The sequence below is a fragment of the Angustibacter peucedani genome (assembly GCF_054779595.1).
The window spans coordinates 1-15,955 of sequence record NZ_BAAGXY010000015.1 but is presented as its reverse complement, the minus strand read 5'-3'; the positions used below and the strand labels follow the sequence as shown (position 1 = coordinate 15,955).

The window sequence follows — 15,955 nt, the reverse complement described above, 5'->3', positions numbered from 1 at the left end:
CTCAGGGCGTGAGCTCGTGGGCGCCGTCCTCGGCCGCGCCCAGGGAGTCGACGTAGCCCTCGACCCGGCGCTCGCCGGCGCCGTCGAGCGGGCGCCAGCGGTAGGGCGCCGCGTCGCCGACGGTCGAGGGCACCCAGTCCAGCCGCCCGCTGCGCCAGCGCCCGTCGGACCCGCGCACCAGCTGCACCCGCACCAGCAGGCCCTCGCGGTTGTCGACCCGTCGCACGGCGTGCACGGCCACGGTGTTGCCCAGCCCGTAGACGACCCACCTGCCGTGCAGCTTCTGCACCGGCTGCACGACGTGGGCGTGGTGGCCGTAGACCAGGTCGACATCGGGGCTGGCGGTGAGCCGCTCGGCCAGCGCGCGCTGCTGCGGCGTCGGGTCGTGCACGTACTCGGTGCCCCAGTGCAGCGCCACCACGACGACGTCGGCCCCGGCCGCGCGGGCGCGGTGCGCGTCGGCGAGGATCCGCTCGGGGTCGATCAGCCGCACCCGCCACGGCTGGTCGGACGGCGGCCGCACCCCGTTGAGCCCGTAGGCGTAGGCGAGCAGCGCGACCGTCGTGCCGTGGACGTCGAGCAGCAGCGGCCGCGACGCCTCGTCCGCGCTGCGGGCCGAACCGGCGTGCCGCAACCCCGCCCGGTCGAGCGTCGCCAGCGTGCGGTCGACGCCGGCGGTGCCGTCGTCCAGGGTGTGGTTGCTGGCGGTGGTGCACGCGTCGTACCCAGCCCACACCAGCGCGGGCGCGATCTGCGGCGGGACGGTGAAGCTGGGGTAGCCGCGGTACGGACCGCCCTCGCGCGCCAGCGGCGTCTCGAGGTGGCACAGCGCCAGGTCGGCGCCGCGGACGAGGTCGCGCTGGCCGCGCAGCAGCGGCCGGAAGTCGAACGCCGCGCGGCTGCCCTCGGCCCGGGCGTCGGCGCGGGCTTGCGCCCACAGCGGCGGGTGCAGCAGCACGTCGCCGGTCATCACGATCGTGAGCGTGCGCGGCCGGGACGACGGCGCCGACGGGCTGCTCGACGGCGCGGACGACGGAGTGCCGGCCGGGTGGGTGCTGGGGGTGGAGCTCGCCGCGGGGGCCGGCGGCGCGCCGTCCTGGCAGGCGGCCAGCGCGGGCAGCGAGGCCAGCAGTGCGGCTGCGGCGGCGACCGCGACCCGGCGAGCGCTCATGCCGCGGAGTCTGGCACGCGTCGCCAGGTCAGGAGGGGGAGCGCGCTACTCGACGAGGCGGACGTGGAAGGCGCTCTGCCAGGACTGCTTCGGCGACATCGAGACGAAGATGCCGTTCTGGTACACGACGGTGCCGACGCCGCCACGGCCGGTGCACGTGACGGTCTCGGTCTCGCCGGCCTGGGTCTCGACCCGCACCATCACGCAGGTCGGGAGGTTCATGTCGGCGGTGGCCTCCGCCTCGCCGACGAGGCCGCGCGGGTCGCTCGGCCGCGTCGCGGTCTTGGTGTGGATGCGACCGCCACCCTGGTACTCGCACTCGGTGACGGCGTCGCGGTTCTCGGCCGCCCAGCCGTAGGCCGCCGCGCAGCCGACCGCCTGCGGCTGGCCGGCCAGGACGAGCTCCTCGGCGCCAGACTCCAGCGCGGCGAAGCCGGCGGGTGTCGGCACCAGCAGGATCGCCGCGTCGCGGGCCGCCACGGCAGCCCCGAGCGCTGCCGCGTCGGTGCCCTTCTGGGCGCCACCGCGCCGGTCGGACGCCTCGCCGAACGCCGTCACGCCGATCGCGACGGCGAACAGCGCGAGCACGACGGCGACGAGGGGCAGCGTGATCTGCCCCTCGTCGCCGTCGCGTCGCAACGTCGTCACCGTCTGGTCAGCGTGAGGTCGTCTGCGACGACGTCAGTTGCCCGCGGTGATCTTGTCGATGACCTTGGAGACCGCGTCGGTCAGCTTGGTCTGGAAGTTGGCGGCCAGCAGGGCGGCCACGATGATGCCGATGAGGACGGCGATGCCGACGTACTCCAGGGTGCCCTGGCCCTGCTCGCGGTTCTCGCGGACGACGTGCAGGCGGGTCTGACCCTCGGCGGCGATGCGGTGGAGAAGAGCCATGATCGTGTTCCCTTCGGTGAGCTTCGGTGTCGTTCTTCGGTCTCGGCCCCTCGGCCGGATGACCGTGGTGGCGACGTGATGAACTCTGCCGGTCAGCGCGTCGGGCACCCAGGGCACGGGGGCCCAGTCCCGGGCCCAACCTGGGCCCAGTCCCGGGCCCGGTCGCGGCTCAGCGGCGCAGCCACTTGCTGACGGCCTCGGCCCGCGAGGTGACCATGAGCTTGGCGAAGATGCGGTTGACGTGGTTCTTGACGGTCTTCTCCGACAAGAAGCACTCGCGCGCGATCTGCCCGTTGGTCAGGCCCTGCGCGATGAGGTCCATGACCTCGTGCTCGCGCACCGACAGGCCCCAGGGGTCCTCGAGCGCGGCCTCGGCGGTGGGCGGGGCCGCGCCGGGCCCGGAGGCGAGCCGCTGGGCCGCGGCGTCGGCCAGGATCGCCCCGGCGGCCGGCGACAGGTGCACGCCGCCCGCCGCGACCGTGCGCACCGCCGAGACGATCTCGTCGACGTCGAACTCGCTGTGGACGACGTAGCCGCGGGCGCCGGCCGCGAGGGCCGCGGCGATCACCTCGGGCTCGTCGGAGTGGGTGAGCATCAGCACCGGCACGGTGGCCGCGATCGACTGCGCCACGGCGATGCCGTCGACCTGCGGCATCCGCACGTCGAGCAGCGCGAGGTCGGGCCGCAGCCGCTCGACCATCGCGAGCGCCTCGCGGCCGTCGGCCGCCGACCCGACGACGTCCAGGCCGGGCACGGTGGCCAGCAGGTTCGTCATGCCGGCGCGCACCACCGGGTTGTCGTCGGCGATCACCAGGCGCAGGACGCCGGTGGCGACCTCCTCCGGTCCCTCGCCGGGCCCCTGCTCCACGGTCGCCCCCTCGCTCATGCGGTCGCCTCCACCCTCGGTCCGTCGGTGGCCGGCTCGCGGACGTCGACCGCCGTCGCGGCGGTGTCCTCGCGCGGGCAGGGCGTGCGGGGCAGCTCGAGCCGCACGCGCGTGCCGGGCCGGTCGGCGTCCGGCGTCGCGGGCTCGAACGTCAGGCGTCCGCCGGCCACGCCCGCGCGCTCGGTCATGCCCAGCACGCCGTAGTGCCCGTCGCGGACGCCGGGCCGGTCGGCGGCCATGCCGGTGCCGTCGTCCTCGACGACGAGCCGCACGCTGCGGTCGTCGCCGGTCAGCGCCACCTGCACCCGCGCGGCCCCGGCGTGCCGCTCGACGTTCTCGAGCGCCTCGTCGAGCACCCGCAGCGCGGCGATGCGGGACGACGCGTCGACGTCCGCGACGCCGGTGGCGGTGAAGTCGACGGGCACCCCGGTGCGCTCGGCCCAGCGGTGCGCGCGGTCGGCGACGGCCTGCACCAGCGGCGCGCTGTCGTCCTCGCGGCGCAGCCCGGTGAGCACCTCGCGCGACTGCGCGAGCGCCGAGCGGACGGCGGTCTGCAGGTCGGCGGCGAGCTCGGCCACCTTGGGGTCGTCGCTGGTGGCGGCCACGCGCTCGACCGCCATCGACTGCAGCACCACGCCCTGCAGCGTCGAGCTGACGCCGTCGTGCAGATCGCGGGCGAGCCGGGTGCGCTCGCGGGCCGTCGCGGCCGAGCGCTCGGCCGCCACCGACGCCTGGACGGCGGCGGCCAGCCGGTCGTGCAACCCGCGGAACGCCGCACCGGCGCACGCCAGCACCACGAACGCCGCCGGGACGCCGAGCAGCCCGACGACCGGACGGTCACCGGCGTCGTGCCGGGCGATCAGCAGGTACCCCGCGCCGAGCAGGGCGGTGAGCAGCACGGCGCCGAGCCGGCTGAAGAACAGGCCGACCAGCACGGCGGTCGTCATCGTGTAGGCCACGAACGGCGAGCCCGCACCGGTCTGCGACAGCACGACCAGGCTGACCGCGACGTCGACGGCGGCCAGGCCGGGGTGGCGGCGGACGACGGGCACCACGCGGTCCCAGCGCAGGGCCAGCAGCGCCGTGCCGACCACCAGCACGACCGCCAGCACCAGCTCGACGCGGTCGGGTCGGCTGGAGGCCCAGGCGAGCGCCACCGGGTAGAGGGTCAGGATCCGCAGCAGCACCAGGGCGCGCGCGGGCGCGGTCGTCATCGTCTCGCTCATGAGTTGGTCAGCACCCCCAGGTCGAGACCGGACGACAGCAGGATCGACACGACGAGCAGCACCAGGGCGCCGGGCACCATGACGAGCGTGACGACGAGCGCGACACGAGGTGAGGTGCGGGCGGCCTGCTGGCGCGCCCGCTGCGCGGTGGAGCGGCGCATCTCGAGCGCGATCTGGTCGAGGGCCTCGGTCAGCGGCGTGCCGAGCTCCTCGGCCTGCAGCAGCGCGACGACGAACTGGTTGAGCGCCTCGGAGTCGTTGCGCGTGCGCAGCCGCTCGAACGCGGTGCGCCGGGCCTCGCCGACGTCCATCTCGCGCAGCGTGTGCGTGATCTCGTCCGACAGCGGGCCCACGTACCGGCTCGACACGCGCTCGAGCGCCGCGCGGAACGACAGGCCGGCGCTGACGGTGACGGCGAGGACGTCGAGGAAGTCCGGCAGGTCGCTGTCGATGCGGCGCTGGCGCGCCTGCCGCTGCGAGCGCAGCGTGAGCTCGGGCAGCGCCCAGGCCACGACGACCACCAGGACGGCGACCGGCCACTTGCCCTTCAGGCCGAGCACCAGGGCGCTGGTGCCGAAGATGAACAGCAGCCGCGCCTTGCGCTCCAGGTGGGACTGCACGGTGACGCCGTCCGGCCGGCCGGCGAGCTCGATCCGGCGGTTCAGCTTCTCGAGGCGGGACTGGCCCATCGCCTGCGCCAGCGGCCGCGACAGCGCCCGGCCGAGCGCCCCGAGCGGGCCGCCGGAGCGCTCGATCCCCTTGCGCCCGCGCACCAGCGCGAGGTCCTCGACCTCCAGCGCCTGCAACGGGTCGCTGCGCAGCCGGGCGTAGCCGCCGACCGCGCAGAAGGCGCACAGCGCCGCCAGCGCCGCCATGACGACCGGGTTCCCGAGGACCGCCATCAGGACTCGATCCTGGTCATCCGCGAGATGACGAGCAGGCCCAGGCCGAAGCAGAGCGTGGCGAACACCAGGCCGCCGATGCCCAGGATCGTGCTGGTGAGGGTGCGCAGCAGGCCGGGCTGGATGCCGTTGATGAGGAACAGCAGGCCGATGCCCATCGCCACCACGAGGTAGCCGGTGTAGGTGGCCTGGGTCAGCAGGGTGCGCACCTCGCGCTTGAGCTCCTTGCGGTCCTCGAGCGTGCGGGCGATGTCGCGCAGCGCGCCGATCAGCGAGCCGCCGGACCGGCTGGAGATCACCAGCGTGCCCACCAGGACGCCGAGCTCGCGGCCCGGCAGCCGCTGCTCCATCTGCGCCAGCGCGTCCTCGAGCGAGGTGCCGACCGACATCGAGCGGGCGACGCGCTGCAGCTCGGTGCGCGCCGGCTCGGCCAGCTCGCCGCCGGCCATCTCGATCGCCGTCCGGATCGACAGGCCGGCGCTGGTGGCGTTCGACAGCACGCGGGCGAGCTCGGGCATCTGCGCGACGAACGCCATGCGCTGCCGCTCCTCGCGCCAGCTGAGGATCTTGCGCAGGCCGAGCAGCGAGAACGCGCCGATCAGCACCGCGACCCACAGCGAGATGAGCCGCGAGCACAGGAACGTCACGAGCAGGAAGGTGATGACGGCGATGAGCACGGCCTCGACCGGCGCGATCTGCTCGAGCTTGGCACCGGCCAGCCGGTTCTCGAGCCGGTGACCCCAGCGGGTGCGCCGCACCGCGCGGTTCGGCGCCCCCGCGAGCACCCCGCGCAGGCCGGTGCGGCCGTAGCGCTCGTTGGCGCCGACCAGCGAGCGCTTCTCGGCCGCGCCCCGCGCGAACGACCAGATGCCCAGGACCGCGACCAGCAGGACGACGGCCAGCAGCCCGAGCGCGAACAGCGGGCGCATCAGCTGGCCCGGCGGATCAGCAGCTCGTCCCGGCGGAGCGCGGCGCGGAACTCGGGCGGCAGCGGCTCGCCGGCCAGCATCATCCGCTCGGCCAGCTCGGGCGGCAGCGGGTGGTGGCTGAACCCGCCGCGGACGACGCGGTCGGCCTCGAGCGGCAGCGGGTCGAACCGGCAGATGGTGGCGAGCGCGAAGTCCTCGCGGCGCCGGGAGGCGACGGCCGTGACCTCGCTGACCCGGCGCGAGCCATCGGCGTTGCGCGACAGCTGGACGACGACGTCCACCGCGTTGTTGATCTGGTCGCGCACGGCCTCGAACGGGATCTTGATCTCGCTCATGCTGGCCAGGGTCTCCAGACGCATCATGGCGTCGTCGCTGGAGTTCGCGTGCACGGTGGCCATCGAGCCCTCGTGGCCGGTGTTCATGGCCTGCAGCATGTCGAGGGTCTCGCCGCCGCGGACCTCGCCGACGATGATGCGGTCGGGGCGCATGCGCAGCGAGTTGCGCACCAGGTCGCGGATGGCGACCTGGCCCTTGCCCTCGATGTTCGGCGGGCGCGACTCGAGGCGGATCACGTGCTCCTGCTGCAGCTGGAGCTCGGCGGCGTCCTCGATGGTGATGATGCGCTCGTGGCCGGGGATGAAGCCCGACAGCGCGTTGAGCATCGTGGTCTTGCCGGTGCCGGTACCGCCGCTGACGATGACGTTGCAGCGGGCGCGCACGAAGCCGCCGAGCAGCATGGCGGTGGGCTCGTCCATCGCGCCCTTGTCGACCAGCTCGGCCAGCGAGTAGGCGCGGGGGAAGCGGCGGATGGTGAGCATCGGGCCGTCGAGCGCCAGGGGCGGCACGATGACGTTGACGCGCTCGCCGGTGGCGAGGCGGGCGTCGACCATCGGGCTCGACTCGTCGACGCGGCGGTTCACGCCCGCGACGATGCGGTCGATGGTCTGCATGAGCTGGTCCTCGTTCGCGAAGTGCGCGTCGAGGCGCTGCAGGACGCCGGCCCGCTCCACGAAGATCGTGTCGTGGCCGTTGACCATGATCTCAGTGACGCTCGGGTCGGCCAGCAGCGGCTCGAGGATGCCCAGGCCGAGCGCCTCGTCGACGACGCGGCGGATGATCGCCTGGCGCTCGCCGCTCGACAGGATCGGGCCCTCGCGGCTGAGCAGGTGGCCCATGACGCGCTCGAGGCGCAGCCGGCGCTGGCTGGCGTCGAGCTTGCTCAGCTCGCCGAGGTCGATCTCGTGCAGCAGCAGGCCGCGGTAGCGGGCGACGGTCTGCGCGTGCGCGTCGGCGTCACCCGCGTCGCTCTGCTCGCTCGCGGCGGTGGTGAGCCGGTCCAGCAGCCCCACGTCAGCCCCCGAACGGCTCGGTCGACGGCATGCTCGCCGTGCGGGTGATCGTCCACTGCGGCATGCGCGGGATGACCTTCGGCACCGACACCGTCACGGCCCACTTCTGGCCGTTCGGCGCGCCGGGCACCGCGGTGGTCACCGGGTGCAGCGACGGGCTGACGGCGTCCTCGGCGGCGGCGCTGGCCGACTGGCCGAGCGTCGCCGCGCGCGCCGCGGCCCGGGCCGCGCCGTTCACCTGGGCGATCGAGTAGGTGAAGCAGACCACCTGCAGCGCCAGCATGACGGTGAACACGAACAGGAACGACATGCCGACGAACTCGATCGACAGCCAGCCGCCGTCGCCGGACTGCCGGACCCGGCGCAGCTGCCGCAGCCGACCCAGCCGCAGCCGGCTCACGGCCCGACCTCGCTCACCGAGCCGCCCTCGGCGGTGACGGTCATCCCCATCGGCTTGGCGCCGGGCATGAGGATCGGCGTCTTGATCGAGACCTTCACGTGCGTGCCGCCGCTGCGCGAGACGGTGATGCCGTCCTCGAGCCAGCCGGGCACCGCCCGCCGGGCCGCCGCGTCGACGTCCCCGCCGACGGCGGCGGCGCGAGCCGCCTCGCGCGCGCTGTTGGAGGCCATGTGGGCCGAGACGCCCGTGAGCACGGCCTGCCAGGCGAACAGGATCGTCAGCAGCAGCAACGGCATCAGGCCGACCAGCTCGATCGTGCCCTGGCCGGCGTCCGGCGCCGTGGCGACCGCGCGGCTGCGCCGTCGACGGGCGTCGTCGCGGGCGGCGCGGTTGCTCAGCGGTCGCGGCGTGCTGATCCGCAGCTCGGCCGCGAGCTCGTCGACGCGCTGCTTCCAGGCGCCGTGGGCGAGCTCGGGGTCACGCTGGTTGTTGGCGGCCTCCAGCGCGCGGAACGCGGCGGGCAGCCGGGTCTGCACGACCTCGACCCCGGCGATCTTCGCCGCGGTGTCGGGCTGGATGTCGGTCCGCCGGTCGGCGCGGTTGATGATGCAGCGCACGGCCTCCTCCTTGCGCAGCGCGAGCCGCTCCCACATCTCGACGACGCGGCGGGTGCCGCGCAGCGACGGGACGTCGGGGGTCGCGACCACGATGACCTCGTCGGCCTGCTCGACCGCGGCTGCCGAGGACTCGGTGATGACGGCGCCGGCGTCGACGACGACGACGTCGTGACGCTGGCGCAGGCCGGACAGGATCGTGGAGACCTGCAGGCCGGTGAGCCGCTCGGCGTACTCGCCCTCGAGCGGGGCGAGCAGCACCGACAGGCCGGACGGGTGCTGGTACAGCGCGTCGGCGATGGCGCGCGGGCTGAGGTCGTGCGCGACGGGCGCGAGGTCGAGGATCGTGCGGCGGTGCTGCGCGTCGAGGTACAGCGGCACGTCGCCCTTGGAGACGTCGAGGTCGACCAGGCAGACCCGCCGGGTCGGGTCGTTGCGCGCGCTGGCCAGGGCGAGGTGCGTGGCGATCGTGGTGGTGCCCACGCCGCCCTTCGCGCCGACCAGGACGACGAGCATCCCGGAGGCGCCGGTGGCCGCCTCGCGCTCGCCGCCGATGACGCGCCGCATGGTCTGGGCCCAGCCGCCGGCGGACATGATCTTGCCGGCTACGTCCTCGACCTGCAGCGGCAGCGACACGACGGCCCGCGCGCCGGCGTCCATGGCGAGCGAGAGCGTCTCGGCCGAGCCGGTCTGGCTGGCCACCACGACCGCGAGGTAGGGGTTGCCGACGACGGTCTCGCGCACCAGCGACCAGACGGCACCGGGCGACAGGTCCTCGCGCACCAGCACGACGTCGGGGTCGAGCACCGGCAGCTGCTCGCGCAGGTCGGTCTCGGACGTCACGGTGCCCACTGTCTGAGCGCCGGCGGCGGCGACGGTCTCGGCCAGGTCGGCGGCCAGCTCGGTGCTGGGTGCGGCGATGACGACGCGGTAGCTCATCACTTGCCCCCGGAGGCCGAGGAGGACGCGGACGGGCCGGTCGAGAGCAACGGGTTGAGCCCGAGGTCGCTGAACGCGCGGTCGGACGGCTTGTACGCCTTGCCGGTCTCGTTGTTGCCCGAGCGCATCAGCCGCATCTTGACGCTGAAGGCCTCGGCGTACGCCAGCTTCGTGGAGTCGGCGACGCTCAGCGCGAAGGTGACCGGCACGACCTCCTTGGGGTTGGCGTTGCCGTCGGTGGCGGCGCCGACGTCGATGCCGGTGGGGGTGCGCTCGCCGACGCTGACGACGAGCGCCTGGCTGACGACGATGCCGGCGATGTTGTAGGGCAGCTCGGCCTTGCGCACGCTCTGGTCGACCTGGTTCTTGTTGCTCTGCCGGGCGGCGAAGGCGGCGACGACGTCGACGCGGTCACCGGGGCGGACGCGGCCGTTGATGCCGTCGGCGGCGTCGAAGTTGATCGACACCTCGCGCATGCCGTCGGCGAGCGAGGAGCTCGAGGTGAGCATCTCGCTGCTGAGGTAGCTGCCCGACTTGATGGTCGTCAGCGCCTTCTGGCCCAGGAACTCGGAGTCCTTGGTGACCGTGGTGTCGGTGACGTACTTGGTCGGGATCTCGCGCTGCGTGACGTCGTCCGGCGTGATCGCCGCGAACGGCGGGATGTTCTTGGCGGCGACGTACACCGTGGTGCGCGGCCCGACCTCGGCGTTGACCTGGGCGACGTAGGACGCCACGCCGATGAAGACGGCGCCGGCGCCGACGACCGCGAGCACGAGCATCACGAGCCCTCGTCGTTGTCTGGGGTTCATGCTGCTCCCTGCTCGCCCGCGAGGGCTGCGGTCGTGGCGGCCTGGGCCGCCGGCGCGGTCGCCGTGGCGGCGGTGGTCTCGAGGGGGGCTGCCGCGTGGCAGAACCGGCACGACGTCCAGGCCACCGGGGCGCCGCAGGAGCGGCACTCGGTGGCGGCGTCGAGCGCGGTGCGCACCAGCACCGACAGGTCTTGCGGCAGGGCGGAGAACTCGGTGAAGTGCCGGCTCGCCCAGCGGGCGCGCGACTCGGCCGGCGCCTCGACGACGGTGGCCGGCTGGCCGGTGAGCCGGCGGGCGAGGTCGTCGACCACCGCGGCGGTGGCGTCGTCACCGCCCGTGCACGCGAAGTGCATCGGGACGTCGACCTCGGGCAGCCGCACGGCCGCGGTGTCGACGCCCGTGACCGGCACGATGACGCGGTGCGGGTGGGTCAGGACGACGAAGCGGCTGGACGGCCACCAGGACTGGACGTGCTGGGCCATGCTCGGGCCGGGATCGGCCAGGCGCGCCACCGAGGTGACGGCGGCGCCGGCGGTCATGGTGCGCTCGAGCGCCTCGCAGACCACGAGCAGCTGGCCGGCGGTGAACGAGCCCTGCATCGAGCCCAGCACCTCGACCAGCCCGCGGCGGGCGAGCGGCGGCAGCGTGCTGGCGTGCACGACGCCGGTGGCGCCGGGCGCCCCGGCCCGCGCCAGCGACAGCGTGTGACGGACCGCGTCGGCCTCCGCCGCTGCGGCCACCACCAGCAGCGCGTCCTCGCGCGCGGCGTGCGGGCGCAGCTGGTCGACCAGCCCGGCCACGTCGTCGACGCCGATGACGCCGCCGACCTCACGAGATCCGAGCAGGCGGACTCGTCCCTGTGCAGTGGTCATGAGTGCTCTCCCCGTCATGACTCTGGCCACGATTCCGTCGAAGTGTGACAGAAACGACACTACTCCCGAAAGGGGTCTTGTCCCAACGGAGGGTAGCCAAAAGGGACATTAGCCGTCATGATCGGATACGGAAAGTCACCAACCGGACCGTTCCACCCAACTAGCCGAGAACGGTCACCTGGTGGTGAGATGTGGTGACGCACCGCATCGGCCCTGCAGCCGTCGAGATCCGGGGAGCCCGACATGCCACGCCGCCGACCGCCCACCGTTTTGCTCGTGGGGTGCGTCCTCGTGGCCCTGGTGGTCACCGCCTGCAGCGGGGACGACGGCAAGGACCCGTCGTCGTCCGGCACGGCCAGCAGCGGGTCGTCGGGGTCGTCGTCGTCCACCACGAGCCAGGCGCCGGCGATCGTGCCGGTCGACGGCTTCCAGCGCCTGAACGTGCTGCCGGCGCCGGTCGCGCAGCAGGACGTCCTCGACAGCAGCCAGGGCGAGCCCCGCACGGCGCGCGCCGAGGTGCTGCAGGTCTCCAAGGTCGGGTCCGCCGTCCGGGTCGTGGTCGCGTGGGACCGCCCGGTCGAGGGCGACGCCGCCAGCGGCGACCGCATGCGCTCGCTGCGCCACCCGCTGGAGTTCCAGTACGAGATCGGGCTGCGGCTCTACGACCCCGCCGGCGGCACGCTGGCCGAGCCGCTGCGGGCCGAGGACGGCACGTGCCTGTGCAGCCAGAACACCGGCCGCTCGACGCTGTCGGACCGCCAGTCGCTGTACTGGGCCGACTTCCCGGCGCCGACCGGCACCACCGCCACCTTGCTGATGGGCCAGGCCACGCCGCCGATGCAGGACCTGCCGATCACGGACGACGCCCCCGCGCTGACGCTGCCCGAGGACCTCGTCGAGTGGGTCGAGAACGCTCCGCCCGCCGAGGTCGGCGCCGGCGCCGCGGCTCCGGTGGTGCGCCAGGTGCGGCGCACGGTGCAGACCTTCGGCGGCGCTGAGGACGCGCAGGTGGGCCAGAACGCCGACGTGTCCGTGCCGTCCGACGTGCTGTTCGCGTTCGACTCCTCGACGTTGACGAGCGCCGCCAAGCGGATCTTGAGCAAGGCAGCGCCGCAGCTCGTGAAGGCGGCGCGGGGCAAGGCCGTGCAGGTCGTGGGCCACACCGACGACCAGGGCTCGAACTCCTACAACCAGAAGCTGTCCGAGCGCCGGGCGTCGGCCGTGGCCAGGGCGCTGAAGCCGGCGCTCAGCCGGGCCGGGATCACGGTGAAGGCGTCGGGCAAGGGCGAGACCCAGCCGATCGTGCCGAACCGCGCGAAGGACGGCGACGCCATCCCGGAGAACCAGCAGCGCAACCGCCGCGTCAGCTTCGTCTTCCCCCGTGCGCGCGGGGGCGACGCGGTGGCCATCGACGTGCCCAAGCCGCTGCCCAAGATGGCGGTCGCCAAGAAGACCACCGCGTCGCCGAAGGTGACCGGCTCGCTCGCGTCGGTGCTGAGCGCCAACGGCAAGGCGCGGCTGGACGTCACCCGCGCGCAGCGCGTCGGCGAGGACCTGTGGGTGCGCTTCGACTTCACCTCGGTCGGCAGCAAGGCGCCCTGGGGCGCGAACTCCGGGCTGCTCGACGAGAACCCCGTCGCGTCGAACGCCACGATGACGCCGCTGCGCCTGGTCGACGCGCAGCAGAAGCGCGTGTCGCCGCCGCTCGACGCCGGCAGCGGGATCTGCCTGTGCACCGAGGACATGGGCTCGGGGGCGCTGTACCCCGACCCGATGTCGCTGTGGGCGGTCTTCCCGGCGCCGGCGGCCAGCACCACCAAGGTGACCCTGCGCGTGCCGGGCGTCGGCCAGGTCGTCGACGTCCCGCTGAGCTGAGATGGGACGCCTGTCGCCGCAGGCCCGCGAGCAGGTCGACGGGCTGGGTTCGCCGGTGCCGCTGACCGTCGACGGCGTGCCCGCCGGCCTCGACGTCGAGGTCGCCGCCTCGCTGCGCCAGCGCACCGTGGGGCTGCTCGGCGCGCACACCGCCCCCACCACCGCGCTGCTGCTGCACCCGTGCAGCTCGGTGCACTCGATCGGGATGCGGGTCGACCTCGAGGTCGCCTACCTCGACTCGGACCTCGAGGTGCTCGAGGTCACGGACCTGCCGCGCTGGCGCATGCACCGGCCGCGCCGTCGCGCGGTGGCGGTGCTCGAGGCCGCGCCCGGCGCCCTGACGGCGGCCGGTCTGCGGCCCGGGGTGCGGCTGGGGGTCGTGCGTGCGTAGGTGGGCCTGGTTCACGCTGGTCGGGCTGGTGGCGGTGTCGCTGCTCGTGCTGCCGCTGTCGCCCGGGATGGCCGAGGGGCTGCGGGTGCGGGTCTGCACGGCCACCGGCGGCAGCTGCGGCTACCGGCCCGCGCCGGTGAAGTGCACCGTGCTGTCGCGTGACTCCGGCATCGCCTCGGGCCTGACCGTGCTGAGCTCGACCCGGTCGGCCGACGGCTCGGTCGAGGTCGACAAGCTGCTCGACGGCTCGGCCGTCGTCCGGCTCGAGCGACCGGACCCCGAGCGCTCCGGCACCGGACTCGGAACCCTTGCGGCACAACGGCTGGACGTCGAGCAGCGGCCCGGCGGGTCGCTCGCCGGTGCCGACGACGAGCTCGAGGCCGTCTACCGGTTCCGGCGGCACGACGACGCCGACGCGTGGCTCGACCACTACCACCGGGTCGACGAGCCGGTGGTAGTCGCCGCGGCTGGACCGCACGGCACCGGGCTGCACGAGGGCGTGCGCCAGGTCGTGCAGGTGCTCGGCTTCACCGACCCCGACTCGGTCGCGGCCCCTGACGCGGTTGGCCTCGACGTGCCGGCGCAGGCGACCGCGGCCGGTGCCTACCTCGGCGTGTCCGGACCGGCGCTCGCGGACGCCGACACCGCCGGGCAGCGACCGCGGCTGCTGCTCGACGCGAGCGGCCGCGCGACGACGTCCGGCTCGTTGTCGTTGGCGCGCAACCAGGACGAGATCGACGGCTCGCTGGCCACCCGCCTCGGTTTCGTGGCGGACCCGAGCTACGCGGTGCAGACCGATGCCGCCGGGCGTCCGGTGCGGCTGGTCGTGAGCGGCGAGGCCGGGCAGACGGTCGACGGCGACTTCCTCGCGGCCGACGTGCTGCCGTTGCGCGAGCAGGGCGAGAGCCGCGGACCGGGCGCGCAGCAGGCGGCGCTCGACCGCGACCGGGGCGTGCGCACCTTCCAGAGCGTCGTGCTCGACCTGCGGGGCGAGTCCAACCGGCGCGCGTTCGACGCCGTGTTCCTGGCGTCGGGCTCGCTGAACGCGGTGCGCCCCGCGCCGCTGACCCGGCTGCCGCGCACCGGTCTGGTCGTCGTGGACGCCGGCCGGGCGGCGCGGGCGGTGCAGGCGCTGGTCGCCCGGATCGGGAGCGACGGCGTGGTGGTGCGGACGACGTCACGCACCACCGGGGGCACCACCACCCTGGACGCCGGCTACAGCGAGGACTTCGCCGTGCCCGCCAGCCGTCTGACCAAGCTGCCGGGGTGCTCGCAGTGAGGCGGCGGTCGGTCGTGGCGGTGGCGGCCGCGCTGGTGCTGCCGCTGGGGGTGGCCGGGGTGGCGTTCGCGGCCTCGCGCCCGGCCACGTCGTCCGTCCGCGCGGCCCTGCCGACGGCCCCCGAGGGCTGGACGACGCAGCAGCAGGGCGCGCTGTCGTTCGCGCTGCCGCCGGGGTTCGAGCCGGTGCCGTCGGGTGCGGGCCTGACGGTGGCGGCGGCGCAGTGGACCAAGACCGACGACCGCAAGCTCGCGGTGGCGCCGGCGGCGGTCGTGTACCTCGAGAACGGCGCCGTCGGGCCGCTCGCGGTGCGGGGCGCCCTCGTGACGCGCTCGCGCTCGGCCGAGCTGGGCGTGCAGCCGTCTCGACCGCTGCGCACGGTGCCGGTGCCGGGGAGTGCCGGTGCGGCGGCCGTCGAGTGGACCTTCGGGCAACGGTTGCGCGCGGTCAAGAAGCCGCTGGCCAGCCGGCAGCTCGAGGTCGTCGTGCAGCTCGACGGACGTGAGCAGTACGGCCTCTCCCTCGGCGGCCCGGCCGCGTTCCTGACCGACCAGGTGGTGCAGGACTTCCTGGCCTCGATCACGGTGTCGGAGCCGTCGTCATGAGGCTGCTGCACCGGCCGACGGTGATCCGGGTCCTGCTGGTGTCGGCCGGGTTGACCCTGGTGGTCTTCACCCTCGCCGCGCTCGTGGCGCCCACCCTGGTCGACCTGTTCGGGGCCGGCGCGGCCCGCCGGGTGACCCTCGTGGCCGGGTTCGCCGTCCGGGTGCTGGCCGGTCGCGCCGCCACCCGACGCACCTGGGTGCAGGGCGGAGATGCCCTGCTGGTGCTGGGCTGCGTGGTGGTCGGCGGCCTGCTCGGCTGGCTGGTCTTCCCCGGGCTGGTGTCGCTGGTCGGGGTCGTCTCGCTCGGGGGCACGTCGGACGAGCTGCTCGACCTGCTGGCCGACCTCGGGCTGTTCCTGCTCGCCCTCGCGGTCGGGGCGTTGTCGGCGCGATGGGGCCGTCACCCCGCCTGACGCGGTCACCGGCGCAGCCGCGCGAGGAAGCGTCGGACGAGGTCGTCGACCGCTGCGGTGGCTCTGCTCGGTGCTGCTGGTGGGGCTGGGTGTGGTGGGTGGTCTGGTGGGTCGGTGGACCAGGTGATGTGGCCGTCGACGAGGCGGGCCGTCATCCCGGTGGCGTGGACGTGGCGGTGGTGCCGCCCGCAGAGCAGCGTCCCGGTGGACACGGACGTCTTCCCGCCTCGGGAGAACGGGGTGGTGTGGTGGACGTCGCACCAGGCGGGTGGTGCGGTGCAGCCGGGGAAGGTGCAGTGCTGGTCCCTGAGGGCGATTGCGAGGCGCTGCTTGGCGGGGAAGGGGTACTGGGTGCGTCCGACGTCGAGCGGGTTGCCGACGGTGTCGAACAGCACCGGCACCAT

General features: G+C 74.3%; 18 protein-coding genes. 5 read left to right on the top strand and 13 right to left on the bottom strand.

The features are described from left to right. Position 1 precedes the first annotated feature (1 nt). The 12 genes from ACYVJ4_RS04240 to ACYVJ4_RS04185 form a co-directional block, all read right to left on the bottom strand. Positions 2-1,171 carry a CapA family protein gene (locus tag ACYVJ4_RS04240; protein WP_460458867.1) on the bottom strand — a complete coding sequence of 390 codons (1,170 nt, stop codon included), beginning with the start codon at positions 1,169-1,171 and terminating at the stop codon, positions 2-4. 45 nt (positions 1,172-1,216) lie between these two features. Beyond that, a complete protein-coding gene (locus ACYVJ4_RS04235; protein ID WP_460458866.1) occupies positions 1,217-1,819 on the bottom strand; it encodes a hypothetical protein in 603 nt (200 codons plus the stop codon). A gap of 33 nt (positions 1,820-1,852) precedes the next feature. Next, the gene (locus tag ACYVJ4_RS04230; protein WP_460458865.1) at positions 1,853-2,062 is read right to left on the bottom strand and encodes a hypothetical protein; all 210 of its coding nucleotides are present in this window, start codon (positions 2,060-2,062) and stop codon (positions 1,853-1,855) included. 169 nt (positions 2,063-2,231) lie between these two features. Beyond that, the gene (locus ACYVJ4_RS04225) at positions 2,232-2,948 is read right to left on the bottom strand and encodes a response regulator transcription factor (protein WP_460458864.1); all 717 of its coding nucleotides are present in this window, start codon (positions 2,946-2,948) and stop codon (positions 2,232-2,234) included. After that, positions 2,945-4,162, bottom strand: a complete 1,218-nt coding sequence (locus ACYVJ4_RS04220; RefSeq protein ID WP_460458863.1) for a sensor histidine kinase — start codon at positions 4,160-4,162, stop codon at positions 2,945-2,947. The genes ACYVJ4_RS04225 and ACYVJ4_RS04220 overlap by 4 nt, the downstream gene beginning before the upstream one ends. Positions 4,163-4,170: 8 nt before the next feature. Then, positions 4,171-5,076, bottom strand: coding sequence for a type II secretion system F family protein (locus tag ACYVJ4_RS04215; RefSeq protein ID WP_460458862.1), 906 nt, complete (start codon positions 5,074-5,076; stop codon positions 4,171-4,173). Next, complete coding sequence (locus tag ACYVJ4_RS04210) at positions 5,076-6,005, bottom strand: type II secretion system F family protein (protein WP_460458861.1); 930 nt, start codon at positions 6,003-6,005, stop codon at positions 5,076-5,078. The genes ACYVJ4_RS04215 and ACYVJ4_RS04210 overlap by 1 nt, the downstream gene beginning before the upstream one ends. Continuing rightward, complete coding sequence (locus ACYVJ4_RS04205) at positions 6,005-7,354, bottom strand: CpaF family protein (protein WP_460458860.1); 1,350 nt, start codon at positions 7,352-7,354, stop codon at positions 6,005-6,007. Before ACYVJ4_RS04205 ends, ACYVJ4_RS04210 begins: the two co-directional genes overlap by 1 nt. Position 7,355: 1 nt before the next feature. Continuing rightward, a complete protein-coding gene (locus ACYVJ4_RS04200; protein WP_460458859.1) occupies positions 7,356-7,754 on the bottom strand; it encodes a hypothetical protein in 399 nt (132 codons plus the stop codon). Further along, positions 7,751-9,307, bottom strand: a complete 1,557-nt coding sequence (locus tag ACYVJ4_RS04195) for an AAA family ATPase (RefSeq protein ID WP_460458858.1) — start codon at positions 9,305-9,307, stop codon at positions 7,751-7,753. Before ACYVJ4_RS04195 ends, ACYVJ4_RS04200 begins: the two co-directional genes overlap by 4 nt. Beyond that, complete coding sequence (gene cpaB / locus ACYVJ4_RS04190; RefSeq protein ID WP_460458877.1) at positions 9,307-10,086, bottom strand: Flp pilus assembly protein CpaB; 780 nt, start codon at positions 10,084-10,086, stop codon at positions 9,307-9,309. The genes ACYVJ4_RS04195 and cpaB overlap by 1 nt, the downstream gene beginning before the upstream one ends. Before the next feature lie 26 nt (positions 10,087-10,112). After that, positions 10,113-10,988 carry a hypothetical protein gene (locus tag ACYVJ4_RS04185; protein ID WP_460458857.1) on the bottom strand — a complete coding sequence of 292 codons (876 nt, stop codon included), beginning with the start codon at positions 10,986-10,988 and terminating at the stop codon, positions 10,113-10,115. A gap of 276 nt (positions 10,989-11,264) precedes the next feature. On the opposite strand from ACYVJ4_RS04185, the gene ACYVJ4_RS04180 reads away from it, so the two are divergent. From ACYVJ4_RS04180 to ACYVJ4_RS04160, 5 genes are read left to right on the top strand one after another with little or no spacing between them, the layout of a single operon-like run. Next, complete coding sequence (locus tag ACYVJ4_RS04180) at positions 11,265-12,863, top strand: OmpA family protein (protein ID WP_460458856.1); 1,599 nt, start codon at positions 11,265-11,267, stop codon at positions 12,861-12,863. Position 12,864: 1 nt separating this feature from the next. After that, on the top strand, positions 12,865-13,254 hold the full coding sequence (locus ACYVJ4_RS04175) for a DUF192 domain-containing protein (protein ID WP_460458855.1): 390 nt from the start codon (positions 12,865-12,867) through the stop codon (positions 13,252-13,254). Next, positions 13,247-14,533, top strand: coding sequence for a hypothetical protein (locus ACYVJ4_RS04170; protein ID WP_460458854.1), 1,287 nt, complete (start codon positions 13,247-13,249; stop codon positions 14,531-14,533). The genes ACYVJ4_RS04175 and ACYVJ4_RS04170 overlap by 8 nt, the downstream gene beginning before the upstream one ends. Beyond that, on the top strand, positions 14,521-15,138 hold the full coding sequence (locus tag ACYVJ4_RS04165) for a hypothetical protein (RefSeq protein ID WP_460458853.1): 618 nt from the start codon (positions 14,521-14,523) through the stop codon (positions 15,136-15,138). The genes ACYVJ4_RS04170 and ACYVJ4_RS04165 overlap by 13 nt, the downstream gene beginning before the upstream one ends. Further along, a complete protein-coding gene (locus ACYVJ4_RS04160; RefSeq protein ID WP_460458852.1) occupies positions 15,135-15,551 on the top strand; it encodes a hypothetical protein in 417 nt (138 codons plus the stop codon). The genes ACYVJ4_RS04165 and ACYVJ4_RS04160 overlap by 4 nt, the downstream gene beginning before the upstream one ends. Before the next feature lie 5 nt (positions 15,552-15,556). Here ACYVJ4_RS04160 and ACYVJ4_RS04155 read toward each other — a convergent pair. Beyond that, positions 15,557-15,955: HNH endonuclease signature motif containing protein (locus tag ACYVJ4_RS04155; protein WP_460458851.1), on the bottom strand; the 399-nt coding region annotated here is incomplete at its 5' end.